The organism is Aestuariivirga sp., from assembly GCF_037139295.1.
GTDB lineage: Bacteria > Pseudomonadota > Alphaproteobacteria > Rhizobiales > Aestuariivirgaceae > Aestuariivirga.
The window spans coordinates 12,653-31,538 of sequence record NZ_JBAXGR010000011.1; the positions used below are offsets into that span (position 1 = coordinate 12,653).

Sequence of the window (18,886 nt, forward strand, 5' to 3'; positions counted from 1 at the left end):
ATTCACGGCCATCAAATGCAAAAAGGCGGGCGAAAGCAAGGATTGGCGCGCGGCACGCGCCAGCGAGGGTGCAGGCATGAACATTCTTCTGATCGGGTCCGGTGGCCGCGAGCACGCCCTGGCCTGGGCCATTTCCAACAGCCCGCTGTGTGACAGGCTGTTCGTGGCACCGGGCAACCCCGGCATCGGCCAGATCGCCCGCAACGTGGACCTGAAGGTGACCGATCATGCCGCGGTGACTGCCTACTGCCGGGCGGAGGCCATCGGCCTCGTGGTGGTGGGCCCGGAGGCACCACTGGTAGCGGGGCTGGCGGATGACCTGGCCGCCGCCGGCATCAAGTGCTTCGGCCCGAAGAAGTTTCCCGCCCAGATCGAAGGCTCCAAGGGCTTCGCCAAGGACATTTGCGCGAAATACAACATTCCGACCGCCGCCTATGGCCGCTTCACGGACAAGGCAGCCGCCCTCGCCTATCTCGATGCCCATGGCGCGCCCATCGTCATCAAGGCGGACGGGCTTGCGGCCGGCAAGGGCGTGACCGTGGCGATGGACATGGTAACGGCGCGCGAGGCCGTGGACGACATTTTCTCAGGCAAGTTCGGCGGGGCGGAATGCGTGATCGAGGAATTCCTCAAGGGCGAGGAGGCCAGTTTCTTCGTGCTCACCGACGGGAAGAACGCATTGCCGCTAGCCACCGCGCAGGACCACAAGCGGGTGGGTGACGGCGACACCGGCCCCAACACCGGCGGCATGGGTGCTTATTCCCCTGCCCCGTGCATGACGCCTGCACTGTGCGAGGAGGCGCTGGAGACAATCGTGAAGCCCACGATCCGCGCGCTTCAGGACATGGGGCAGCCTTACGTGGGCGTGCTCTATGCGGGCCTGATCCTCACCAAGGAAGGCCCCAAGCTCATCGAATACAATTGCCGCTTCGGCGATCCGGAAACCCAGGTCCTCATGATGCGGCTGAAGGATGATCTCGTCACACTGCTTCTCGCCTGCTGCGACGGCACGCTGGACAAGGTTTCCGCGCGTTGGTTCGATGACGTGGCGCTGACCGTCGTGATGTGCGCCAAGGGCTATCCGGGTGATGTGGTGAAGGGCAGCGAGATCCGCGGCCTCGATCGTGCCTCGGCCGTGGACGGCGTCGAAATCTTCCATGCGGGCACCGCCGCCAAGGATGGCGTTATCGTCGCCAATGGTGGGCGCGTGCTGAACGTCACGGCGCGGGGCGCCACCGTGCACGAGGCGCGGGAGCGGGCCTATGCCGCAGTCGACCGCATCGACTGGCCGCAAGGCTTCTGCCGCCGCGACATCGCCTGGCGGGCACTGGCGCGCGAGGACAATCGCTGAACTTTGCGGAATGCGGGGGCGGGTGTAACCTGCCCCCATGAGCACGCTCTTCCCCGGCACGCAGGAATACCGGCACAACCACGCCGGCGTCGAGATTTTCGCGCGCATCGGCGGCTCCGGTCCGCCATTGCTGCTGATCCACGGTTTTCCGCAGACCCATGCCATGTGGCACAAGGTTGCGCCGGATCTCATGAAGCGCTTCACCTGCGTGATGCCGGACCTGCGTGGCTATGGCTATTCCTCCTGCCCGGAAAACGACCCCAAGAACGAAGCCTATTCCAAGCGCGCCATGGCACAGGACCTCGTTTCCCTTATGAAGAGCCTTGGGCACGAGTGTTTCGCCGTGGTGGGCCATGACCGCGGCGCGCGTGTTGCTTACCGCATGGCGCTGGACTCAGCCCAAGCCGTCAATTGCCTCACCGTGCTCGACATCGTGCCAACGCATGCGATGTGGCACAATTTCACGGTACGGCTTGCGATGAAGACTTACCATTGGCTCATGCTGGCCCAGCCGCACCCGCTGCCCGAGATGCTCATCGAGCCGAACCCGGTGGGTTATCTCGACTACACCATCGCCAGCTGGACCAAGTCCAAGGACCTCTCGGCCTTCAGCGAAGGCGCTCTCTCTGAATATCGCATGCACTACGCGACGCCGGAACACATCCACGCCACCTGCAACGACTATCGCGCCGGCGCCACCTATGACCTCGCTGCGGATGTGGTGGACCATGCTGCGGGCCGCAAGATCGCCTGCCCCACGCTGGCGCTGTGGGGCACGGCGGGCATCCCCAGCGAGACCGAAGGACCACTCGAGACGTGGCATGAATGGTGCGAGAACGTCGAAGGCCACGGCGTCGACGCCGGCCACTTCATCTCCGAGGAAAACCCGCACGACTTGCTCGCCACATTGCTCCCCTTCCTGGAACGCCATGCGCATTGACCGGCAGCAGGCCTTTTCCGGCACCACCGCTTCCGACATCGATGCCACTGCGTTGGATGCCTATCTGGCACAGCACATCGATGGCTTTGCCGGTCCATTGACGCTGGCCCGATTCAAGGGCGGGCAATCGAACCCCACCTACAAGCTCTCGACGCCCACAAGCTCCTATGTGTTGCGGCGCAAGCCCTTCGGCAAGCTGCTGCCGTCCGCCCACGCCATCGAGCGCGAGTACCGGGTGACGGAAGCGCTGGCGGGGGCCGGGTTTCCCGTGGCCAGGCCGCTGCACCTCTGTGCCGATGACAGCATCATCGGTGCGCCCTTCTATGTGATGGAACATGCCGAGGGCCGGGTGTTCTGGGAGCCGCATGCGCCGGGCCTTTCGGGGCATGAGCGTGCGGCGCTGTTCGACTCCCTCAACGCCACCATCGCGCAGTTGCACGGGCTCGATCCTGTTGCGCTGGGGCTGGGCGATTTTGGCAGGCCACAGGGCTATGTGGCGCGGCAGATCAAGCGCTGGAGCGAGCAGTATCGCGCGTCGGAAACGGAGACCATCGCGGAGATGGACCAGCTGATCGCCTGGCTTCCGGGCGTATGCCCCGCAGATTCCGGCGGCACAATCGTGCATGGCGATTTCCGGCTCGATAACTGCATCGTCCACCCAACGGAGCCGCGCGTGATCGCCGTGCTCGATTGGGAGCTATCGACGCTGGGCGACCCGCTGGCGGATTTCACCTATCACCTGATGCAGTGGTTCATGCCGGTGTCAGAGACGGGTGCAGGCGTCGGCTCGCTCAAGGGGCACGAGGCCGAACCTGGAATGCCAGTCATTCATACCTATATTGCAGATTACTGCCACCGCACCGGGCGGACTGGCATTCCGGAGCTATCAGTCTACATGGCCTACAACTTCTTCCGGCTCGCGGCGATCCTGCAGGGCATTCTCGGCCGGGTGCGCGACGGCACGGCAGCCAATGCGGATGCCGACGCAATGGCGCGGCAGGTGCGGCCACTGGCCGAAACGGCGTGGACCTTTGCAGGCAAGGCAGGGGCATGAGCGAACCTTCGATCGGATTGGCACTCGGTGGCGGCAGCGCGCGGGGACTGGCGCATATTCCGGTGCTCGAAGTGTTCGATGAACTCGGCATCAAGCCCAAGGTGATTGCGGGCTGTTCCATCGGATCACTTCTGGGGGCGGGCTATGCCGGCGGCATGAGTGCGCGGGAGATCCGGGATCGCGCCGAAATGCTGCTATCGAACCGCATCGGCGCGCTGCGCTTTGCCTTCGGGCAGAGGCGCGTGAACCCATTCGACCTGTTGGCATTGCGCGGCCTCGCCTCGCTGCATGTGCATGGCGAGAAGCTCGCCGGGCTGGTGCTGCCTGAAACCTTGCCGGGTCTGATCGAGGATCTGCCGATCCCCTTCAAGGTGATCGCCACGGATTTCGACGCGATGGAAGAGCGGGTGATCGAGAGTGGCTCGCTGGTCAAGGCGGTGGGCGCGTCGATTGCCATTCCGGGTGTGATCCTCGGCACCCAGTATGACGGACATACCTATGTCGATGGCTGTGTCACCAATCCGGTTCCATTCAACCATGTTCGGGAAGACGTGGACATCGTCATCGCGGTGGACGTGTCAGGCCGACCGCGCGACGCCAATGGCAAGCACCGCTCCAACATGGAGCTGGCCGTGGGGTCGCTTCTCATCCTGTTCAACCAGGTGGCCAGCCTCAGGCGCGAGATCAGCCCGCCGGATATCTATGTACGGCCCGCAATCGACAGCTTCTCGGGCGCCGATTTCTTCCGCATCAGGGAGGTGATCGAGCAGGCGCAGCCGGCCAAGGACCAGCTGAAGCGCGAACTCGAGAAGCGCCTCACCGCCTTGACCTGAAGAAATCCTTCAGCAGCAGCTTTGCCCGATCCTCGCCAAGCCCGCTGTAGACGTCCGGCACATGGTGGCAGGTCGGTTGCGAATAGAATCGGGGGCCCTGATCCACCGCCCCCATCTTCTCGTCACCCGCTGAAAAGTAGAGGCGGCGAATGCGGGCGAAGGAAATGGCGGCGGCGCACATGGCACAGGGCTCCAGCGTCACGTGCAGGTCGCAGTCGACGAGGCGTTCCGATCCCAGGATTTCCGCTGCCGCCCGGATCGCCAGCATTTCGGCGTGGGCGGTCGGGTCCTTCAGTTCCAGCGTGCGGTTGCCGGCGCGGGCGATGACATTACCGGCCTTGTCTGCCACCACGGCACCAACCGGCACCTCCCCCCGGAGGGCGGCGGCTTCGGCTTCCGCGAAGGCGATTTCAAGGGGGGCTGGCAGATTCAGTCGCATCGTGCCAATTGAGGCATTCATGGGTGACGGGTCAAGATGAGCGAATTCGACGGAGAACGCATCGCCAAGGTGATCGCCCGGGCAGGCATCTGCTCGAGGCGGGACGCCGAACGGCTGATCGGCGAAGGCCGGGTGAAGATGAACGGCAAGGTGCTGACCTCGGCCGCCACCAATGTGACGGACAAGGACGTGATCCTGATTGACGGCCAGCCGCTGCCGCAGAAGGAGGCGACCAAGCTGTGGCGCTATCACAAGCCGGGCGGGCTGGTGGTCTCGAACCATGACCCGGAAGGCCGTCCCACGGTTTTCGACAAGCTTCGCTCCCAGCTGCCCCGGGTGGTGTCGATCGGGCGGCTCGACATCAACACCGAGGGGCTGCTGCTGCTGACCAATGATGGCGAGCTGGCGCGCTTCCTCGAACTGCCGGCGACCGGCTGGATCCGGAAGTATCGGGTGCGAGCCTTCGGACACATCGACGAAGCCTCCCTCAAGAAGCTCGAGAACGGCGTCGAAGTCGAAGGCGTGCGCTATGGGCCCATCGAAGCGCAGATTGAGCGCGTGCAGGGTGACAATACCTGGCTGACCATTGCCATCAAGGAAGGCAAGAACCGCGAGGTGAAGCGCATCTGCGAGCACCTTGGCCTGCAGGTGAACCGACTGATCCGCACCGCCTTCGGGCCGTTCCAGCTGGGCGAGCTCGCACGCGGCGGCATCGAGGAAGTGCCGGCGAAGGCAATGAAGTCCTCGATCGGGGACAAGTTCTTCAAGAAGGAAGATGATGCGCATCGTCGGTGGAAAGTTCAAAGGCCATAGCATCGCGCCGCCGCATGGCTCCGCGACCAGGCCGACCAGCGATCGCGTGCGGGAGTCGGTGTTCAACATCCTGGCGCATGGCATCGACGGGCTGGACCTCGAAGGTGCGCGCGTGCTGGACCTGTTCGCCGGCACCGGCGCCATGGGGCTCGAAGCCGTTTCACGCGGGGCCCGCTTCTGCCAGTTCGTCGAGGAAAGCTCGGAGGCACGCGGGCTCATCCGCAAGAATGCCGACGCGCTGGGCGTGATCGGTCTGGTCAAGATCTGGCGGCGTGATGCGACCGATCTTGGCTTCTGCACGCCGCAGCCACGCTTTGACCTCGTCTTTGCCGACCCGCCCTATGGCAAGGATCTGGGGGAGAAGGCGCTGAAATCGCTGGTGGCAGGCGACTGGCTCAACCCTGGCGGCATCATCGTCTTGGAAGAGTCACAAAAGGCCGAGATCAAGGACATTGCCGGGCTTGCGTTGGTCGACGCGCGCGATTACGGCGAGACCAAAATTCGTCTCTACCGTGGAGAAGCTTCGTGAAGATCAAGAAACTGGAGACCTTCTGCAACGAGTTCGTTGGCTTCGTGCGGGCGACAAGCAACACGGGCCACCAGGGATGGGGGCAGGTCTCGACCTATAATTCCGACATCACCTGCGAGATCTTTCACCGCCAGGTGGCGCGCCATGCACTGGGCACCGATGCACTCGACTTCGCCGATACGCTGGCGCTCATCGGCGAGCGCGAACACAAGTATCCGGGATCCTATCTCCGCCGCGCCATGACGGGCCTCGACACCGCCCTCCTCGACCTGCGCGGCAAGCTGGAAGAAAAGCCTGTCACCGTGCTGCTGGGCGGCACGCCCGGCAAGCTGCGCGCCTATGCCTCCTCGATGAAGCGCGACATCACACCGAAGGATGAGGCGAACCGGTTGTGCAAGTTGCGGGATGAGAAAGGCTTCGACGCCTTCAAGTGGCGCGTTGGCGCCGAGTGCGGCCGTGACAGGGACGAGTGGCCGGGCCGCACCGAGGAGATCATCCCCACGGTGTCGCGCGCGCTTGGCGATGGCGTGGCCAAGCTGGTCGATGGGAACAGTTGCTACACGCCGAAGCGGGCGATCGAGGTCGGGCGGCTGTTGGAAGCGGAAGGCATCGGCCATTTCGAGGAGCCCTGCCCCTATTGGGAATTCGCCTGGACCAAGGAAGTGACGGACGCCCTGTCAATCGACGTCACCGGCGGCGAGCAGGACTGCGAGTACACCGCTTGGGAGACCATGATCGACATGCGTGCCGTGGATGTCATCCAGCCCGACGTGATGTACATGGGCGGCATGCTGCGCACGCTGCACGTTTGCAAGATGGCGGAAAGGGCAGGCTTGCCGGTGACGCCGCATGCGGCCAACCTGTCGCTCGTCACCATGTGCACCATGCACCTGCTGCGGGCCATTCCGAATGCGGGCAAGTATCTCGAGTTCTCGATCGAGGAAGCGGATTACTATCCGTGGCAGTACGACATCTTCCTCGGCGAGCCCTATCGCATCGAAGACGGCAAGGCGACGGTAACCGATGCGCCTGGCTGGGGCGTGGAAATCAACCCGGCCTGGCTGGAAAAGGCGCAGTACAAGGTGAGCGAGGTTTAGTTCGCGCGCAATTCATCATGCCCGGGCGAAGACCCGGGCATCCTTCAGGGGCATCGAAAGGATACGCGGGTCAAGCCCGCGCATGATGAACTCATTCCTCATCGCCTTCCGAACAGCTTCTCGATATCGGCAAGCTTCAGCTCGATGAAGGTCGGCCGGCCGTGGTTGCACTGGCCGGAGTTGGGCGTTGCTTCCATCTCGCGCAACAGGGCGTTCATTTCCTCGGGGCGCAGCTTCCTGCCGGAACGAACGGAATTGTGGCAGGCCATGGTGGCGAGCACGTGGTTGATGCGATCTTCGATGCTGGTGGTGACGCCGAGTTCGCTGAGCTCGTCGGCAACGTCGCGGACGATGCCGGAAATATCGCCCTTCCCGATTGCGGCGGGAACTTCGCGGATGATGACTGCCCCGTCGCCGAAAGCTTCAAGCACGAGGCCCCCTTGGGCAAGAAGTTCGGCCGCACCAGCCAGGCGTTCCACCTGTACGGGATCGAGGTCAACCACTTCGGGCACAAGCAGCGGCTGGGTTTCAACACCTCGATCAGCCCGCTCGCGCTTGAGGCGCTCATAGACGAGGCGCTCATGTGCGGCGTGTTGGTCGACGAGGATGAAGCCATCCCTCGTCTGCGCAACGATGTAGTTGTCGTGGATCTGGGCTCGGGCATTGCCGAGGGGATAGTCGGGCTGCGCCACCTGCGGCTCCGTGACAGGCGCAGACGCGGGCGGCATGTTCATGGCGAGAGCCGCCTGCTTCTCATCCTCATCAAAGCCACGGTGATTGAAGGGGCGCGGCATGACTGGCCGGAAGGAGGAGACTGTCTGGCGTGAAAGCCCCGTGTCGGGTGCGCGCTTGCGCCCGAGCGCTTCGCGGATGGCGCTGACGATGAGGCCGCGCACCAGACCGCCATCCCGGAAGCGCACTTCAGCCTTGGCGGGATGCACGTTCACGTCCACCCGCTCCGACGGACAATCGAGGAACAGCACCAGCGCAGGGAACCGGCCCGATGGCAGCACATCGGCATAGGCGCCGCGGATGGCGCCGGAGATCAGCTTGTCACGCACGCTGCGGCCGTTGACGAACATGTATTGCTGGGCCGAGTTGTTGCGCGACCAGGTTGGAAGCCCCGCATAGCCCCGCACGCGAACGGCTTCGCGATCGAGTTCGAAGGGCACGGCATTCTCCATGAACTCCGCGCCGAGGATGCGGCGGATGCGCGCTTCCTCACCCTCATCCTTCGGCACGTCGACGAGGCGGCGCTCTTCGGTGACGAAGGCGAAGCCGATCTCCGGATGCGCCAGCGCCATGCGGCGAACGACTTCCGCTGCCTCTACCGTTTCGGTGCGGTCGGCCTTCAGGAACTTGAGGCGGGCGGGCGTGGCGAAGAACAGGTCCTTTACGTCAATCTCGGTGCCGAAGTTGAGGGCGGCCGGGCGCGGCGGCGTGAGGTGGCCACCCTCCACGGTGATGACATGTGCATCGCCGCCGCTGCGCGGCTTTGAGGAGATTGCAAGGCGGCTGACCGCGCCAATCGACGGCAGCGCTTCGCCGCGGAAGCCGAGGAAGCGGATGTCGATCAGGTCGTCGTCGGAGAGCTTCGAAGTGGCGTGGCGCTCGACTGCAAGAGCCAGGTCGTCAGGCCCCATGCCGATTCCGTCGTCAGAGACGCGGATCAGGCTCTTGCCACCGCCGCGGAAGGCCACGTCGATCTGGCTGGAACCGGCGTCGATGGCGTTTTCGACGAGTTCCTTCACCACGCTCGCGGGGCGCTCGATCACCTCGCCCGCCGCGATGCGGTTCACCGTTCCTTCTGAGAGTCGCCGGATTCGCATGGGGGAAGACTAGCGCGAGAGTGGCCCTGGGCGAAACGGCGCAGGGGAGTTATCCCCCCGCCCGACTTGATAAATCCCCTCTCCCGGTCGGGAGAGAGGAAAATCAGTGGTTACTTCACGCCTTGCGGCTTGCCTACCACGGTGACGATCAGGCGGTCCGGGTGAAGCAGGCGCTTGGCCTGGGCCTTGGCCTGGTCAAGCGTCACCGCCTCCACCAGCGCATTGCGCTTCTCGATATAGTCGATGCCAAGGTTCTGCTGCTGGATGCCGAGCAACTGGCTGGCGATTGCGCTGTTGGATGAGAAGCGCAGGGCATAGGACCCGGTGAGGAAGGTCTTGGCCTCGTCGAGGTCCTTCTGGGTCGGACCTTCCTCCGCATATTTCTTGATTACTGCGCGGGCGGCATCGAGCGCTTCGCCGGCAGACTCGTTCTTGGTCTGTAGCGAGCCGGCGTAGAGGCCGACGCGGCCCATGGGCGAGAGGCCGTAGCTGACGCCATAGGTGAGGCCGCGCTTCTCGCGGATTTCCTCGGACAACAGCGAGGTGAGGCCGCCGGAGCCGAGGATTTCAGACATGACGAAGGCCGGGATGAAGTCAGGATCGTCGCGCTTGATGCCTTCGGTGCCGAAGGCGATGACGCTCTGCGGCATGTCGCGCTCGATGACCTTGAGCTTCGGTCCCGTGACGGGCTTGGCTTCCGCCAACTTCGGCAGGTCCGGGCCTTTCTCGGGCAGGCTGCCGAACACCTTGTCGAGCATGGCGCCGAGTTCTTTCACCGTGATGTCACCCACCACCGCAACCTGCAGCGCGTCGCGGTTGAAGATGCGGCGGTGTGCGCCCTTGAGATCATCCGCGGTGATGGCGGAGATGCTGGCTTCGGTACCTTCGTCAGGGCGCGAATAAGGATCGCCAGGGAGGATCTCGTCCATCCATGCCTGCCAGGCCATGGACTGCGGATCCTGCAGCTTTTCCTTGACGTTCAGCAGGTACTGCTGGCGCATGCGCTCAAGCGGCTCAGCGTCGAAACGCGGAGAGGTGATGGCAAGCTTGAGGAGATCCGTCGCGGTATCGCGGTTCTTCGCCAGCGTCTGGAAGCCGCCCTCGAAGAAGTCACTTCCGGAGTCGAAGGACATGCGGAAGGCGAGTTCGTCACGCTTCTTCTGAAACTCGGAAGAGAGCATCTCGCCGGCACCCTCGTCCATCATGCCGGTGAGGAATTCGGACAGCCCTTCCTTGCCGGCGGGGTCGAACTCGGAGCCGCCACGGAAGGAATACTTCATGGAGAGCAGCGGGATTGCGTGTTCCTCAACCAACCAGGCCTTGATGCCGCCGGGGCTCGTGACCTCCTGGATGGTAAATGCGTTCGCGCTGACCGCCGAGGCAAGGAACAGGCCGAGAAAGAGCAGCAGGCTGCGGATGGATTTTGACATGCTCATCATCTTCGCTCTCACTGGCTCTTCTCCTCCGGCAGCAGAACGCCGGTCACGGAGGCCTTGCGGTCCAGGATGGTGCGGGCCGCCTTGTTGATGTCATCGACGGTAACCGTGCCAAGGTCCCTGTCCCAGTTCAGCACGTCATCGATGGTCTGGCCCGTGGCGAGCGAGACACCGAACATGCGCGCCAGTTTGTCCTGCGAGTCGAGCAGATAGACGGCGCTGGCGATCATGCTGTTGCGGCTGCGGTCGAGCTCCTCCTGGGTGACGCCTTTGGCGACCACGTCGGCGATGATCGCGTCGACTTCCATTTCGACCTGGTCGATGGTCACACCGGGGTTGGGCGAGGCATATACTCCGAAAGTGCCGTAGTCGAGCTGGTCTGAATCGAACCACGCGCCGGAAGAGGCGGCGAGCTTCTTGTCGAGATTGAGCGTCTGGTAAAAGCGGCTCTGGCTGCTGCCGCCGACGATCTCGGCGAGAAGCGACATGGCCAGTTCCTCGCGCTGCGGCAACTGCCGGGCTGACGGGGTGAGGTACTGGCGCTGCCAGTTGGGCGAACTGACCCGCTGGTCCGACATGGTGATGCGGCGCTCGGCATTGGGTTGCGGTTCCTCGGCGCGCACGCGTTCCTGCGTCGGGCGCTTGTTCTTGAGGGGGCCGTAATAGCGTTCAGCGAGCGTCTTCACCTCTTCCGGCGTCACGTCGCCCGCCACAATGAGGATGGCGTTCTCCGGCTCGTAATGCGCGGCATAGAAGTCCATCGCATCCTGGCGGGTCAGCTTCGAGACTTGGCTCATCCAGCCGATCACCGGCTTGCCATAGGGGTGGGCTGTGTACATGGCGGCATCCATCTGCTCGTTGAGCAGACCGCCCGGCTCATTGTCGGTGCGCTGGCGGCGCTCCTCCAGCACAACCGAGCGCTCTGGCAGCACCGTCTCGTCCGTCAACTCCAGGTTCTGCATGCGGTCGGCTTCGAGTTCCATCACCAGCGGCAGGCGGTCCTTCATCACCTTCTGGTAATAGGCGGTGTAGTCCTGCGTGGTGAAGGCGTTCTCGTCTCCGCCATTGGCGCGCACGATGCGGCTGAAGGCGCCGTCAGGATGCTTGGGCGTGCCCTTGAACATAAGGTGTTCGAGGAGATGCGCAACTCCTGCCTTGCCCTGCTCTTCGTCTGCGGCACCTGTCTTGTACCAGACCATGTGGGTGACGACGGGCGCACGATGATCGGGGATCACCACCACCTGCATGCCATTGTCGAGCTTGAAGGAGGTGACGTTGATGTCGAGTGCCAGGGCAGGGCCAGCGATGGCCAGCACGGCGAGAACGACAGGCGTCAGTCGCTTGAAAAGTGTCATGGAACTCCTCGGGAGGTGTTGCGGGCGGCGCGACGGGCGCAGCCGAAGGAAAGCTATTCGTCCTTGAAGATGTTGCCGACGTTCATGAAAGTCCCGTAGTTCGGGTTCTTGGTCTTCTTCTGGTTGATGTAGTAGGCCTGCAATTCCTCGCGCAGCTGCTGGTCCGTCTTGCGCGTGCCGTCAGGGTTGTAAACCGAGATGCCGGCATTGGTGTAGATGGCGTCCTTGCCGTCAGCGGGCTGGGTGGTGACAGCGGCGGTTTTCACGGCAGGTGCCGCAGTCTTGGGTGCGGCGTAGACAGGAGCAGGCGCAGTGGGCGGCGCGGTGAGAGAAGCTGTCTGAGCGGCGGGCGCACTTCCAACGCCCGGATCGGGTGGCGCGGTGGTGGTGCCGGGCGGCGGAAGGCGCAGGTCCGGCGGCATGGTGAGGTCCTGCCGGGCGTTCAGGCTTTCGTTCGGCATTTCCTTTTCAAGGTAACCGCGCATCGAGTTCGAGCAGCCTGCGAGGCTGAGCGCCGTCAGGCATAGCAGCGCGGATACACAGGCACGGTTCATCGAAATACCCTTGTCTAGACGGACCACCTAGTGCCGCTGAAATCAGGCTTTTCCGCGGCGATTGTCGCGCTCGCCCATTACAACGGATTCATACATCAGCATCGCCACACCGGCAACGATGGCGATGTCGGCGACGTTGAACACGTACCAGCTAAAATTCTGATAATGAAAGAGAAAGAAGTCAGCAACCGCCCCCCGGAAAAGGCGGTCGAAGGCATTGCCCAGGGCACCACCAATGACCATTCCGAGCGCCGCCGCCGCCATGGCGTGGCGTGCTCCGCAGGCCCAGATCCAGAGCATGAGGGCGATGCCCAGCGTGAGGGCGATCAGCCATTCCTGCACGTGGGTAGAGAACAGGCCGTAGGACACGCCGGTGTTCCAGACCATCACCAGATCGAAGAAATTGGTGATGCGGACGGGTGCTTTTTCGATGATGCCGTAGACATCCAGCATCCAGTATTTGTGCAACTGGTCGAGGCCGAAGACGATGATGGCGAGACCCAGCGTCAGCGGTGCGAGCGGACCCCAGAGTCTCCACTTCATCAGACGGTCTTTTCGAAACGGACCTGCCACTCACGCACCGCCTCGGCATCACGCGGGGTGATATCCGGGAATTCGGGGTCGCTGCCAACCTCCGGGGTGATCTTCCACGAGCGGGCACACTTCCGGCCTTCGGCTGGTTTGAAGACGACTGCAACGCCTTTCACGGTATCGAGCCGGAACGCATCCGCCGGGCCTTCGCCCGCGATGAGCTTGGCGCCCGAGGTGATGGAAATTTCGGCGAGGTCGACGCCGTCGAGCGCCGCCAGCAGGTCAGGACTCGAAACATACACTTCGGGTGCAGCTTCAAGGGCCGAGCCGATGGTCTTCTTTACCTGGCGCTCGATTTCGAGCGCGCCGGTGACGACCGAGCGGACGTCACGGATCTTGTCCCATTTGGCGGCAAGCTCCGGTGCTGCCCATTCATCCGGGCAGCGGGCGAACTGCATGAGGTGGACGGAGGAGCCCTCTCCGGGGAAGCGCGACAGCCAGACTTCGTCCATGGTGAAGGCCAGCACCGGCGCCCACCAGGTGGTGAGGCAGTGGAACAGCTGGTCCAGCACGGTGCGGCAGGAGCGCCGCCTGAGGTTCGACCAGGCGTCGCAATAGAGCGAGTCCTTGCGGATGTCGAAATAGAAGGCCGAGAGATCGACCGTCATGAAATTGGTGAGCAGCGCGAAGAGACGCTTGTAGTCGAAGACCTCATAGGCCTGGCGCACCTGGGCTTCCAGCTCGTGCAGACGATGCAGGATGTAGCGGTCAAGTTCCGGCATGTCCTTGGCCTGCACGAACTCCCAATCCTGCAGATCGTCCACCGCGCCGAGGATGTAACGCATGGTGTTGCGCAGCTTGCGATAGGCCTCGATGTTGGTCTTGAGGATTTCCGGCCCGAGGCGCAGGTCTTCGGCATAGTCCGCCGAAGCCACCCACAGACGCAGGATGTCGGCACCCGACTGCTTGATGACTTCCTGCGGGGTGACGATGTTGCCAAGCGACTTCGACATCTTGCGGCCGTCCTCGGCGACGACGAAGCCGTGTGTCAGCACTGCGTCATAGGGCGCGCGGCCGCGCGTGCCGCAGGCTTCCAAGAGCGAGGAATGGAACCAGCCGCGATGCTGGTCGGAGCCTTCGAGATAGATGTCGGCCGGCCACTTGAGGTCGGGGCGCTGCTCCAGCACGAAGGCGTGGGTGGAGCCTGAATCGAACCACACGTCGAGAATGTCGCGCACCTGCTCCCACTCGAGGATCGAGCGGTCGTTACCGAGGAAGCGCTGGGCAGCACCCTCGGCGAACCAGGCGTCTGCACCCTCTTCCGTGAAGGCATCCACGATGCGCTGGTTGACCTTCGGGTCGTTGAGGATCTCACCCGTCTCGCGGTTGACGAAGACGGCAATCGGCACGCCCCAGGCGCGCTGGCGCGAAATGACCCAGTCAGGGCGCTGCTCGATCATGGCGCGCAGGCGGTTCTGGCCGCCCGGCGGATAGAACTTGGTCTCGTCGATGGCCTTCAGCGCCACGTCGCGCAGGCCATGGCTCGACATGGAGATGAACCACTGCGGCGTGTTACGGAAGATGATCGGCTTCTTCGAGCGCCAGCTATGCGGATACTGGTGCTTCAAACGGCCGCGCGAGATTAGCGCGCCAGCATCGCTCAGTGCACGGATGACCGCGTCGTTCGCGTCGCCCTTCTCGCCCTTGTCGGTGATGACGCGCTTGCCCGTGAAGCCCGGAGCATCCTTGGTGTAATAGCCGTCGGCATCGACGGTGAAGGGGATGGTGGTCGCGATGCCCTTGTCCTTGAGGTGGGCCTCATTCGCCACCCATATATTGTAGTCATCAGCGCCGTGACTGGGCGCCGTGTGGACGAAACCGGTACCGGTATCGTCTGTAACGTGGTCGCCATCCAGCAACGGCACGTCAAACCCATACCCCAGATGGGACAGGGGATGACTGCATACCAAGCCTTCTAGGCCCGAAACCTTAAAGCCGGTGTCTCGCCAGCTCTCAATCTTAGCTGCCTTTGCGACTTCATCTTGTAGTCGGCCAGCGATCAAGAATTTGTCACCCGGCTTCGCCCAGTTACCTTCCGGAGCCTTCTCAACCTCCATCAAGAAGTATTCAATTTTGGATGAGAACGAAATCGCTCGATTGCCGGGGATAGTCCAAGGCGTCGTTGTCCAGATGAGTACCGAAGCGCCCTTTAGTTGATCTGGAATTTCCTGACGCTCTCCGTTGCGTACGACATACCGAATCGGAAACTTCACGAAGATCGTGTCGGACTGGTAGTCCTGATACTCGACTTCGGCCTCCGCGAGGGCCGTCTTCTCGACCACCGACCACATGACGGGCTTGGAACCACGATAGAGCTGGCCGGACTCGGCGAACTTCAGCAACTCGTTGGCGATCAGCGCCTCGGCGCGGAAGTTCATGGTGAGGTAGGGATTGTCCCAGTCGCCCGTGACGCCAAGCCGCTTGAACTCCTCGCGCTGCACGTCGATCCAGTGCGCGGCGAAGGCACGGCATTCCTTGCGGAAGTCGTTGATGGGGACTTCGTCCTTGTTCTTGCCCTTCTCGCGATACTGCTCCTCGATCTTCCACTCGATGGGAAGGCCGTGGCAGTCCCAACCGGGCACGTAGTTGGAATCGAAGCCCTGCATCTGGCGCGAGCGGGTGACGATGTCCTTGAGGATCTTGTTAAGCGCGTGGCCGATGTGCAGGTGGCCGTTGGCATAGGGCGGGCCGTCATGCAGCACGTATTTGGGGCGCCCTGCCGACTGCTGGCGGAGCGTGTTGTAGAGGTCGATTTCCGCCCAGCGCTTCAGAAGCTCAGGCTCGCGGTGCGGCAGGCCCGCCTTCATGGCGAAGGTGGTCTTGGGCAGGAACACGGTGTCCCGGTATCGGTCGGTCTTCTGCGGCTTGTCGTCGGACATGGGGCTCGGAGGTCCAAATCAAGGGTTTGGGCGGCTTCTAGCAGGTTTTGGGCGGGGATAAAGCGCCTAAGGCTGCCGGACCCTTCTAGCCCGCCGCAGCGTTGCGAGGTGGATATCCCGACGTTCTACCCCCGCTTCGCCCTCGAATCCGCCAGCACGCAGAGCATTTCCCACATGAGGTTCGCCGCCGTCACCGCGGTGATGCCGGTCGGGTCGAAGCACGGGGCCACTTCACAGATGTCGCCGCCGACGAGGTCCTTGCCCTGCAGGCTCCTGACCATGACCTGCACCTCGCGCGGGGTGAGGCCGCCAATTTCAGGAACGCCGGTACCCGGCGCCCAGGCGGGGTCGATGCCGTCGATGTCGATGGTCATGTAGGTGGGGCCGTTGCCCAGCACGTCGTGGATCTTGCCGATGACCGCCTCGCGGCCCATGCGCTCATAATCCTCGAAGGTGATGCAGGTGAAGCCCGCATCCTCGCCCCACTTGATGTCGTCGGGCGAGAAGCGTGAGCCGCGCAGCCCGATCTGGATGGTGCGCTTCGGGTCGATCAACCCCTCCTCCACGCCGCGGCGGAAGGTGGTTGCGTGGTTGATCCTGGTATCGGCCAGCGTGTCCAGCGTGTCGGCATGGCTGTCGATGTGGAAGATGCCGACCGGGCGGTGCTTGGCCACTGCGCGGAGGATCGGCAGCGGCACGGTGTGGTCGCCGCCGATGGTGAGCGGCAAGGCGCCTGCGGCATGAATTTTTGCGAAGAAGTCCTCGATCATGTCGATCGAGCGCAACAGGTCGATGGGGTTCACCGGCGCATCGCCCACGTCGGCCACGTTGCAGAGGTCATAGGGGGCGATGCCGGAGACATTATGCACGCGGCGGATGAGGCGGGAGGCCTCGCGCACCGCGGCCGGCCCCTGGCGCGAGCCGGAGCGGTAATTGACGCCGAGGTCGAAGGGCACGCCGACGAGCGCGATATCGAGGTCAGGCGACACATCATGGCGCTGCGTGCGCATGAAGGTTGCGATTCCGGCAAAGCGGGGCGTGGTGGCGGCATCGACGGGCTGGAAGCGCGGATCTTTCTTCATTATGGGTACCTTTCCAAATGCAGGAGGACGACCTCGTGACCACCACACTACAGACCATTCCGGCCCGCCGCGGCAAGGCCGTTCGCCTCAGCAAGGGGCAATCCGTGAAAGTGATCAACACCCATGGCAACCAGGTGGTGGATTTCTGGGCCTTCAACGCAGGCGACCTGCGCGAGTACCTGGGCATGGAGCATTGCCGCGCCTTCTGGACCAGGCTGTTCCCCATCGAGGGCGACAAGATGATCACCAACCGCCGCCGCCCGATCCTGACCATGACCAAGGACGCGAGCCCCGGCCGGCACGACACGCTGATCGCGCCCTGCGACAACGAGCGTTACGGCCTGCTGGGCTGCACGCACTACCACGACAATTGCCGCGACAACATGCATGCGGGGCTGGCGGAGTTGGGCTTCCACATTCCCTACACGCCCGACTCGCTCAACCTGTTCATGAACATTCCGTGGAAGCCCAGTGGCGACCTCGAGTGGGGCAACTGCCTGTGCAAGCCCGGCGACTATGTTGTGTTCCGCGCCGAGATGGACGCCATCGTGGTGTTCTCCGCCTGCCCGCAGGACATGCTGCCGATCAACAACGGCGTGACGGTCGAGGCGCATTTCGAGGTGCTGAACCAGTAATGTCTTCTCCCGCATCTACAGCGGGAGAAGAAGGGACCCGTTGCGGAACGCAACGGGGAGATGAGGGGGACGCGAGGAGGCGTTTCGGCTGACTTCCCCTCACCTACCCCGACTGCGTCGGGGCCCCCTCCTCTACCTCCTTGCGGGAGAGGACGATCTCACCCCTCCAGCTTCTCGTACACCGCCTTGGACAGCACCATCATCGGGTCGCGCGCCATTTCACCGGCCACCGCCACGGCGAGCTTGCCGTCCTGCCAGGCGCAGGCGATGAGCTTGCCGCTCTCCTGCAGCTTGAGGGCGGTGTCCATGTCGGTGCCGGGCGATGCGAGCACGACGGAGACGCGCTGGCCCTTCTGGTCCTCGTACATCAGCAGGGCGGCGGGACCTTCATCGCCCGAGAGAAGCCGCCCGCCGAGCAGCGTGTAGCCCTGCTCCGTCAGATCCGGCACCTTGAAGGCGGTGCCAACGCGCTTCGACAGCCAGGCCTGCAAATGGTCCTTGTCGGCGCCGGGCACTTCCACCGGGTGACGCACCTCGACGGCATAGACAGAGTGTGCCTCGAGCGCCTGCTGGCCAAGGTCGGCCACCGTGACGGGTGCCGTCTCGCCCTTGAGAAACCAGCCGCCCAGTCCGCCGAACAGGAGCAGCAGCACGGCAGCTGCCATGGCGAGCCATGGCGAGATGCGCGGGTGCGCGGTGCGCTCGCGCAGCGCAGCGGCGAGTTGCTGGGGCACTGGTTCGTCCAACACGCCGTCAAACGCGGTCTTCAGAAATTCGCGCTGGCGCTTCCAGTCGGCCACCTTGCGGGCGGCTTCCGGGTCACGCGCCATGAGGGCTTCCACCTCGGCGCGCTGCTCCGCCGAGAGTTCGCCGTCGACATAGGCGTGGAGCGCCCAGTCTTCCATGTGATCGTTGTGTTCGTTGGTCATTTCACGCGCCTCAGGCCGGTGTAGCCGCGGTCCTCGAGCAATTGCCGCATCTGTTCCCGCGCCCGCGACAGGCGCGACATGATCGTGCCGACCGGCACGCCCAAGATCTCGGAGACGTCGCGGTAGCTCATCTCCTCCAGCCCGACCAGCACGATCACTTCGCGATGCTGGGGCGAGAGACGGTTCAGCGCATCCGATACGGAGCCGGCGGCCAGGCGGTTCTCCTGCTCCGGCGGCACCGCCCCTTCGCCGTCCGCCAGGTCATCCACGGTCTTCACCACGGTGGCGCGGCCACTGCGCCTGATCCCGCTGATGTGAAGGTTTCGCAGCATGGTGAAGAGCCAGGCGCGCAACGGGCGGGAGGCGTCGTAGAGGTGGCTTTTCAGCATTGCCCGCTCAAGGCAGTCCTGCACCAGGTCGTCGGCAAGCGCCGGGTCGCCTGTCAGCGCCCGGGCAAAGCGGCGCAGCACGGGCAGTTCGGCTGAAAGCTGGCGGCGGAAGTCCATGGATGTCCCTTTTGCAGGAGATTACGCCCGGAAA

Annotated in this window: 18 protein-coding genes; 8 read left to right on the forward strand and 10 right to left on the reverse strand. The window is 63.6% G+C overall.

Features of this window, described 5'->3' with window-relative positions; translation table 11 throughout:
* Positions 1-76 precede the first annotated feature (76 nt).
* Genes purD through WCJ41_RS05385 form a run of 4 tightly spaced genes read left to right on the forward strand, consistent with a single transcriptional unit; the run spans position 77 to position 4,178 of the window.
* Entirely contained in the window at positions 77-1,351 is a 1,275-nt protein-coding gene (gene purD / locus WCJ41_RS05370) for a phosphoribosylamine--glycine ligase (protein ID WP_336904810.1), read from the forward strand.
* A gap of 37 nt (positions 1,352-1,388) precedes the next feature.
* A complete protein-coding gene (locus WCJ41_RS05375) occupies positions 1,389-2,291 on the forward strand; it encodes an alpha/beta hydrolase (protein ID WP_336904811.1) in 903 nt (300 codons plus the stop codon).
* On the forward strand, positions 2,281-3,345 hold the full coding sequence (locus WCJ41_RS05380) for a phosphotransferase family protein (protein WP_336904812.1): 1,065 nt from the start codon (positions 2,281-2,283) through the stop codon (positions 3,343-3,345). Before WCJ41_RS05375 ends, WCJ41_RS05380 begins: the two co-directional genes overlap by 11 nt.
* Positions 3,342-4,178: a patatin-like phospholipase family protein gene (locus WCJ41_RS05385; protein WP_336904813.1), complete on the forward strand. Its 837-nt coding sequence runs from the start codon at positions 3,342-3,344 to the stop codon at positions 4,176-4,178. Before WCJ41_RS05380 ends, WCJ41_RS05385 begins: the two co-directional genes overlap by 4 nt.
* Here the strand turns inward: WCJ41_RS05385 and WCJ41_RS05390 are convergent.
* Positions 4,162-4,638 (reverse strand): nucleoside deaminase, encoded by a 477-nt coding sequence (locus WCJ41_RS05390; protein ID WP_336904814.1) that lies wholly within the window; start codon positions 4,636-4,638, stop codon positions 4,162-4,164. The two genes, WCJ41_RS05385 and WCJ41_RS05390, sit on opposite strands and share 17 nt — an antisense overlap.
* A 15-nt stretch (positions 4,639-4,653) precedes the next feature.
* On the opposite strand from WCJ41_RS05390, the gene WCJ41_RS05395 reads away from it, so the two are divergent.
* Genes WCJ41_RS05395 through WCJ41_RS05405 form a run of 3 tightly spaced genes read left to right on the forward strand, consistent with a single transcriptional unit; the run spans position 4,654 to position 7,056 of the window.
* Positions 4,654-5,430 carry a pseudouridine synthase gene (locus WCJ41_RS05395; RefSeq protein WP_336904815.1) on the forward strand — a complete coding sequence of 259 codons (777 nt, stop codon included), beginning with the start codon at positions 4,654-4,656 and terminating at the stop codon, positions 5,428-5,430.
* On the forward strand, positions 5,396-5,959 hold the full coding sequence (rsmD, locus tag WCJ41_RS05400) for a 16S rRNA (guanine(966)-N(2))-methyltransferase RsmD (protein ID WP_336904859.1): 564 nt from the start codon (positions 5,396-5,398) through the stop codon (positions 5,957-5,959). The genes WCJ41_RS05395 and rsmD overlap by 35 nt, the downstream gene beginning before the upstream one ends.
* Complete coding sequence (locus WCJ41_RS05405) at positions 5,956-7,056, forward strand: mandelate racemase/muconate lactonizing enzyme family protein (RefSeq protein ID WP_336904816.1); 1,101 nt, start codon at positions 5,956-5,958, stop codon at positions 7,054-7,056. Before rsmD ends, WCJ41_RS05405 begins: the two co-directional genes overlap by 4 nt.
* A 98-nt stretch (positions 7,057-7,154) precedes the next feature.
* Here the strand turns inward: WCJ41_RS05405 and mutL are convergent, their stop codons facing one another.
* The 7 genes from mutL to speB form a co-directional block, all read right to left on the reverse strand.
* On the reverse strand, positions 7,155-8,885 hold the full coding sequence (gene mutL / locus WCJ41_RS05410; RefSeq protein ID WP_336904817.1) for a DNA mismatch repair endonuclease MutL: 1,731 nt from the start codon (positions 8,883-8,885) through the stop codon (positions 7,155-7,157).
* A gap of 110 nt (positions 8,886-8,995) precedes the next feature.
* A complete protein-coding gene (locus WCJ41_RS05415) occupies positions 8,996-10,315 on the reverse strand; it encodes a pitrilysin family protein (protein WP_336904818.1) in 1,320 nt (439 codons plus the stop codon).
* A 17-nt stretch (positions 10,316-10,332) separates the two neighbouring features.
* Positions 10,333-11,676 carry a pitrilysin family protein gene (locus WCJ41_RS05420; RefSeq protein WP_336904819.1) on the reverse strand — a complete coding sequence of 448 codons (1,344 nt, stop codon included), beginning with the start codon at positions 11,674-11,676 and terminating at the stop codon, positions 10,333-10,335.
* Positions 11,677-11,729: 53 nt separating this feature from the next.
* Entirely contained in the window at positions 11,730-12,230 is a 501-nt protein-coding gene (locus WCJ41_RS05425; protein WP_336904820.1) for a hypothetical protein, read from the reverse strand.
* Between the two features lie 42 nt (positions 12,231-12,272).
* The gene (gene lspA / locus WCJ41_RS05430; RefSeq protein WP_336904821.1) at positions 12,273-12,773 is read right to left on the reverse strand and encodes a signal peptidase II; all 501 of its coding nucleotides are present in this window, start codon (positions 12,771-12,773) and stop codon (positions 12,273-12,275) included.
* Complete coding sequence (gene ileS, locus WCJ41_RS05435; RefSeq protein WP_336904822.1) at positions 12,773-15,700, reverse strand: isoleucine--tRNA ligase; 2,928 nt, start codon at positions 15,698-15,700, stop codon at positions 12,773-12,775. Before ileS ends, lspA begins: the two co-directional genes overlap by 1 nt.
* Positions 15,701-15,825: 125 nt before the next feature.
* Positions 15,826-16,782 (reverse strand): agmatinase, encoded by a 957-nt coding sequence (gene speB / locus WCJ41_RS05440; protein WP_336904823.1) that lies wholly within the window; start codon positions 16,780-16,782, stop codon positions 15,826-15,828.
* A gap of 35 nt (positions 16,783-16,817) precedes the next feature.
* Between speB and WCJ41_RS05445 the strand changes: the two genes are divergently transcribed.
* The gene (locus WCJ41_RS05445; protein WP_336904824.1) at positions 16,818-17,417 is read left to right on the forward strand and encodes an urea carboxylase-associated family protein; all 600 of its coding nucleotides are present in this window, start codon (positions 16,818-16,820) and stop codon (positions 17,415-17,417) included.
* A 158-nt stretch (positions 17,418-17,575) separates the two neighbouring features.
* On the opposite strand, the gene WCJ41_RS05450 is transcribed toward WCJ41_RS05445, so the two are convergent.
* Positions 17,576-18,346 (reverse strand): anti-sigma factor, encoded by a 771-nt coding sequence (locus tag WCJ41_RS05450; protein WP_336904825.1) that lies wholly within the window; start codon positions 18,344-18,346, stop codon positions 17,576-17,578.
* Positions 18,343-18,852, reverse strand: a complete 510-nt coding sequence (locus WCJ41_RS05455) for an RNA polymerase sigma factor (RefSeq protein WP_336904826.1) — start codon at positions 18,850-18,852, stop codon at positions 18,343-18,345. Before WCJ41_RS05455 ends, WCJ41_RS05450 begins: the two co-directional genes overlap by 4 nt.
* Between the last annotated feature and the right edge of the window lie 34 nt (positions 18,853-18,886).

What these genes read in the sequence shown, in the direction of transcription:
- purD (WP_336904810.1), top strand. Translation starts at nt 77, where the DNA reads ATGAACATTCTTCTGATCGGGTCCGGTGGCCGCGAGCACGCCCTGGCC.
- WCJ41_RS05375 (WP_336904811.1), top strand. Translation starts at nt 1,389, where the DNA reads ATGAGCACGCTCTTCCCCGGCACGCAGGAATACCGGCACAACCACGCC.
- WCJ41_RS05380 (WP_336904812.1), top strand. Translation starts at nt 2,281, where the DNA reads ATGCGCATTGACCGGCAGCAGGCCTTTTCCGGCACCACCGCTTCCGAC.
- WCJ41_RS05385 (WP_336904813.1), top strand. Translation starts at nt 3,342, where the DNA reads ATGAGCGAACCTTCGATCGGATTGGCACTCGGTGGCGGCAGCGCGCGG.
- WCJ41_RS05390 (WP_336904814.1), bottom strand. Translation starts at nt 4,638, where the DNA reads ATGAATGCCTCAATTGGCACGATGCGACTGAATCTGCCAGCCCCCCTT.
- WCJ41_RS05395 (WP_336904815.1), top strand. Translation starts at nt 4,654, where the DNA reads ATGAGCGAATTCGACGGAGAACGCATCGCCAAGGTGATCGCCCGGGCA.
- rsmD (WP_336904859.1), top strand. Translation starts at nt 5,396, where the DNA reads ATGCGCATCGTCGGTGGAAAGTTCAAAGGCCATAGCATCGCGCCGCCG.
- mutL (WP_336904817.1), bottom strand. Translation starts at nt 8,885, where the DNA reads ATGCGAATCCGGCGACTCTCAGAAGGAACGGTGAACCGCATCGCGGCG.
- WCJ41_RS05415 (WP_336904818.1), bottom strand. Translation starts at nt 10,315, where the DNA reads ATGTCAAAATCCATCCGCAGCCTGCTGCTCTTTCTCGGCCTGTTCCTT.
- WCJ41_RS05420 (WP_336904819.1), bottom strand. Translation starts at nt 11,676, where the DNA reads ATGACACTTTTCAAGCGACTGACGCCTGTCGTTCTCGCCGTGCTGGCC.
- WCJ41_RS05425 (WP_336904820.1), bottom strand. Translation starts at nt 12,230, where the DNA reads ATGAACCGTGCCTGTGTATCCGCGCTGCTATGCCTGACGGCGCTCAGC.
- lspA (WP_336904821.1), bottom strand. Translation starts at nt 12,773, where the DNA reads ATGAAGTGGAGACTCTGGGGTCCGCTCGCACCGCTGACGCTGGGTCTC.
- ileS (WP_336904822.1), bottom strand. Translation starts at nt 15,700, where the DNA reads ATGTCCGACGACAAGCCGCAGAAGACCGACCGATACCGGGACACCGTG.
- speB (WP_336904823.1), bottom strand. Translation starts at nt 16,782, where the DNA reads ATGAAGAAAGATCCGCGCTTCCAGCCCGTCGATGCCGCCACCACGCCC.
- WCJ41_RS05450 (WP_336904825.1), bottom strand. Translation starts at nt 18,346, where the DNA reads ATGACCAACGAACACAACGATCACATGGAAGACTGGGCGCTCCACGCC.
- WCJ41_RS05455 (WP_336904826.1), bottom strand. Translation starts at nt 18,852, where the DNA reads ATGGACTTCCGCCGCCAGCTTTCAGCCGAACTGCCCGTGCTGCGCCGC.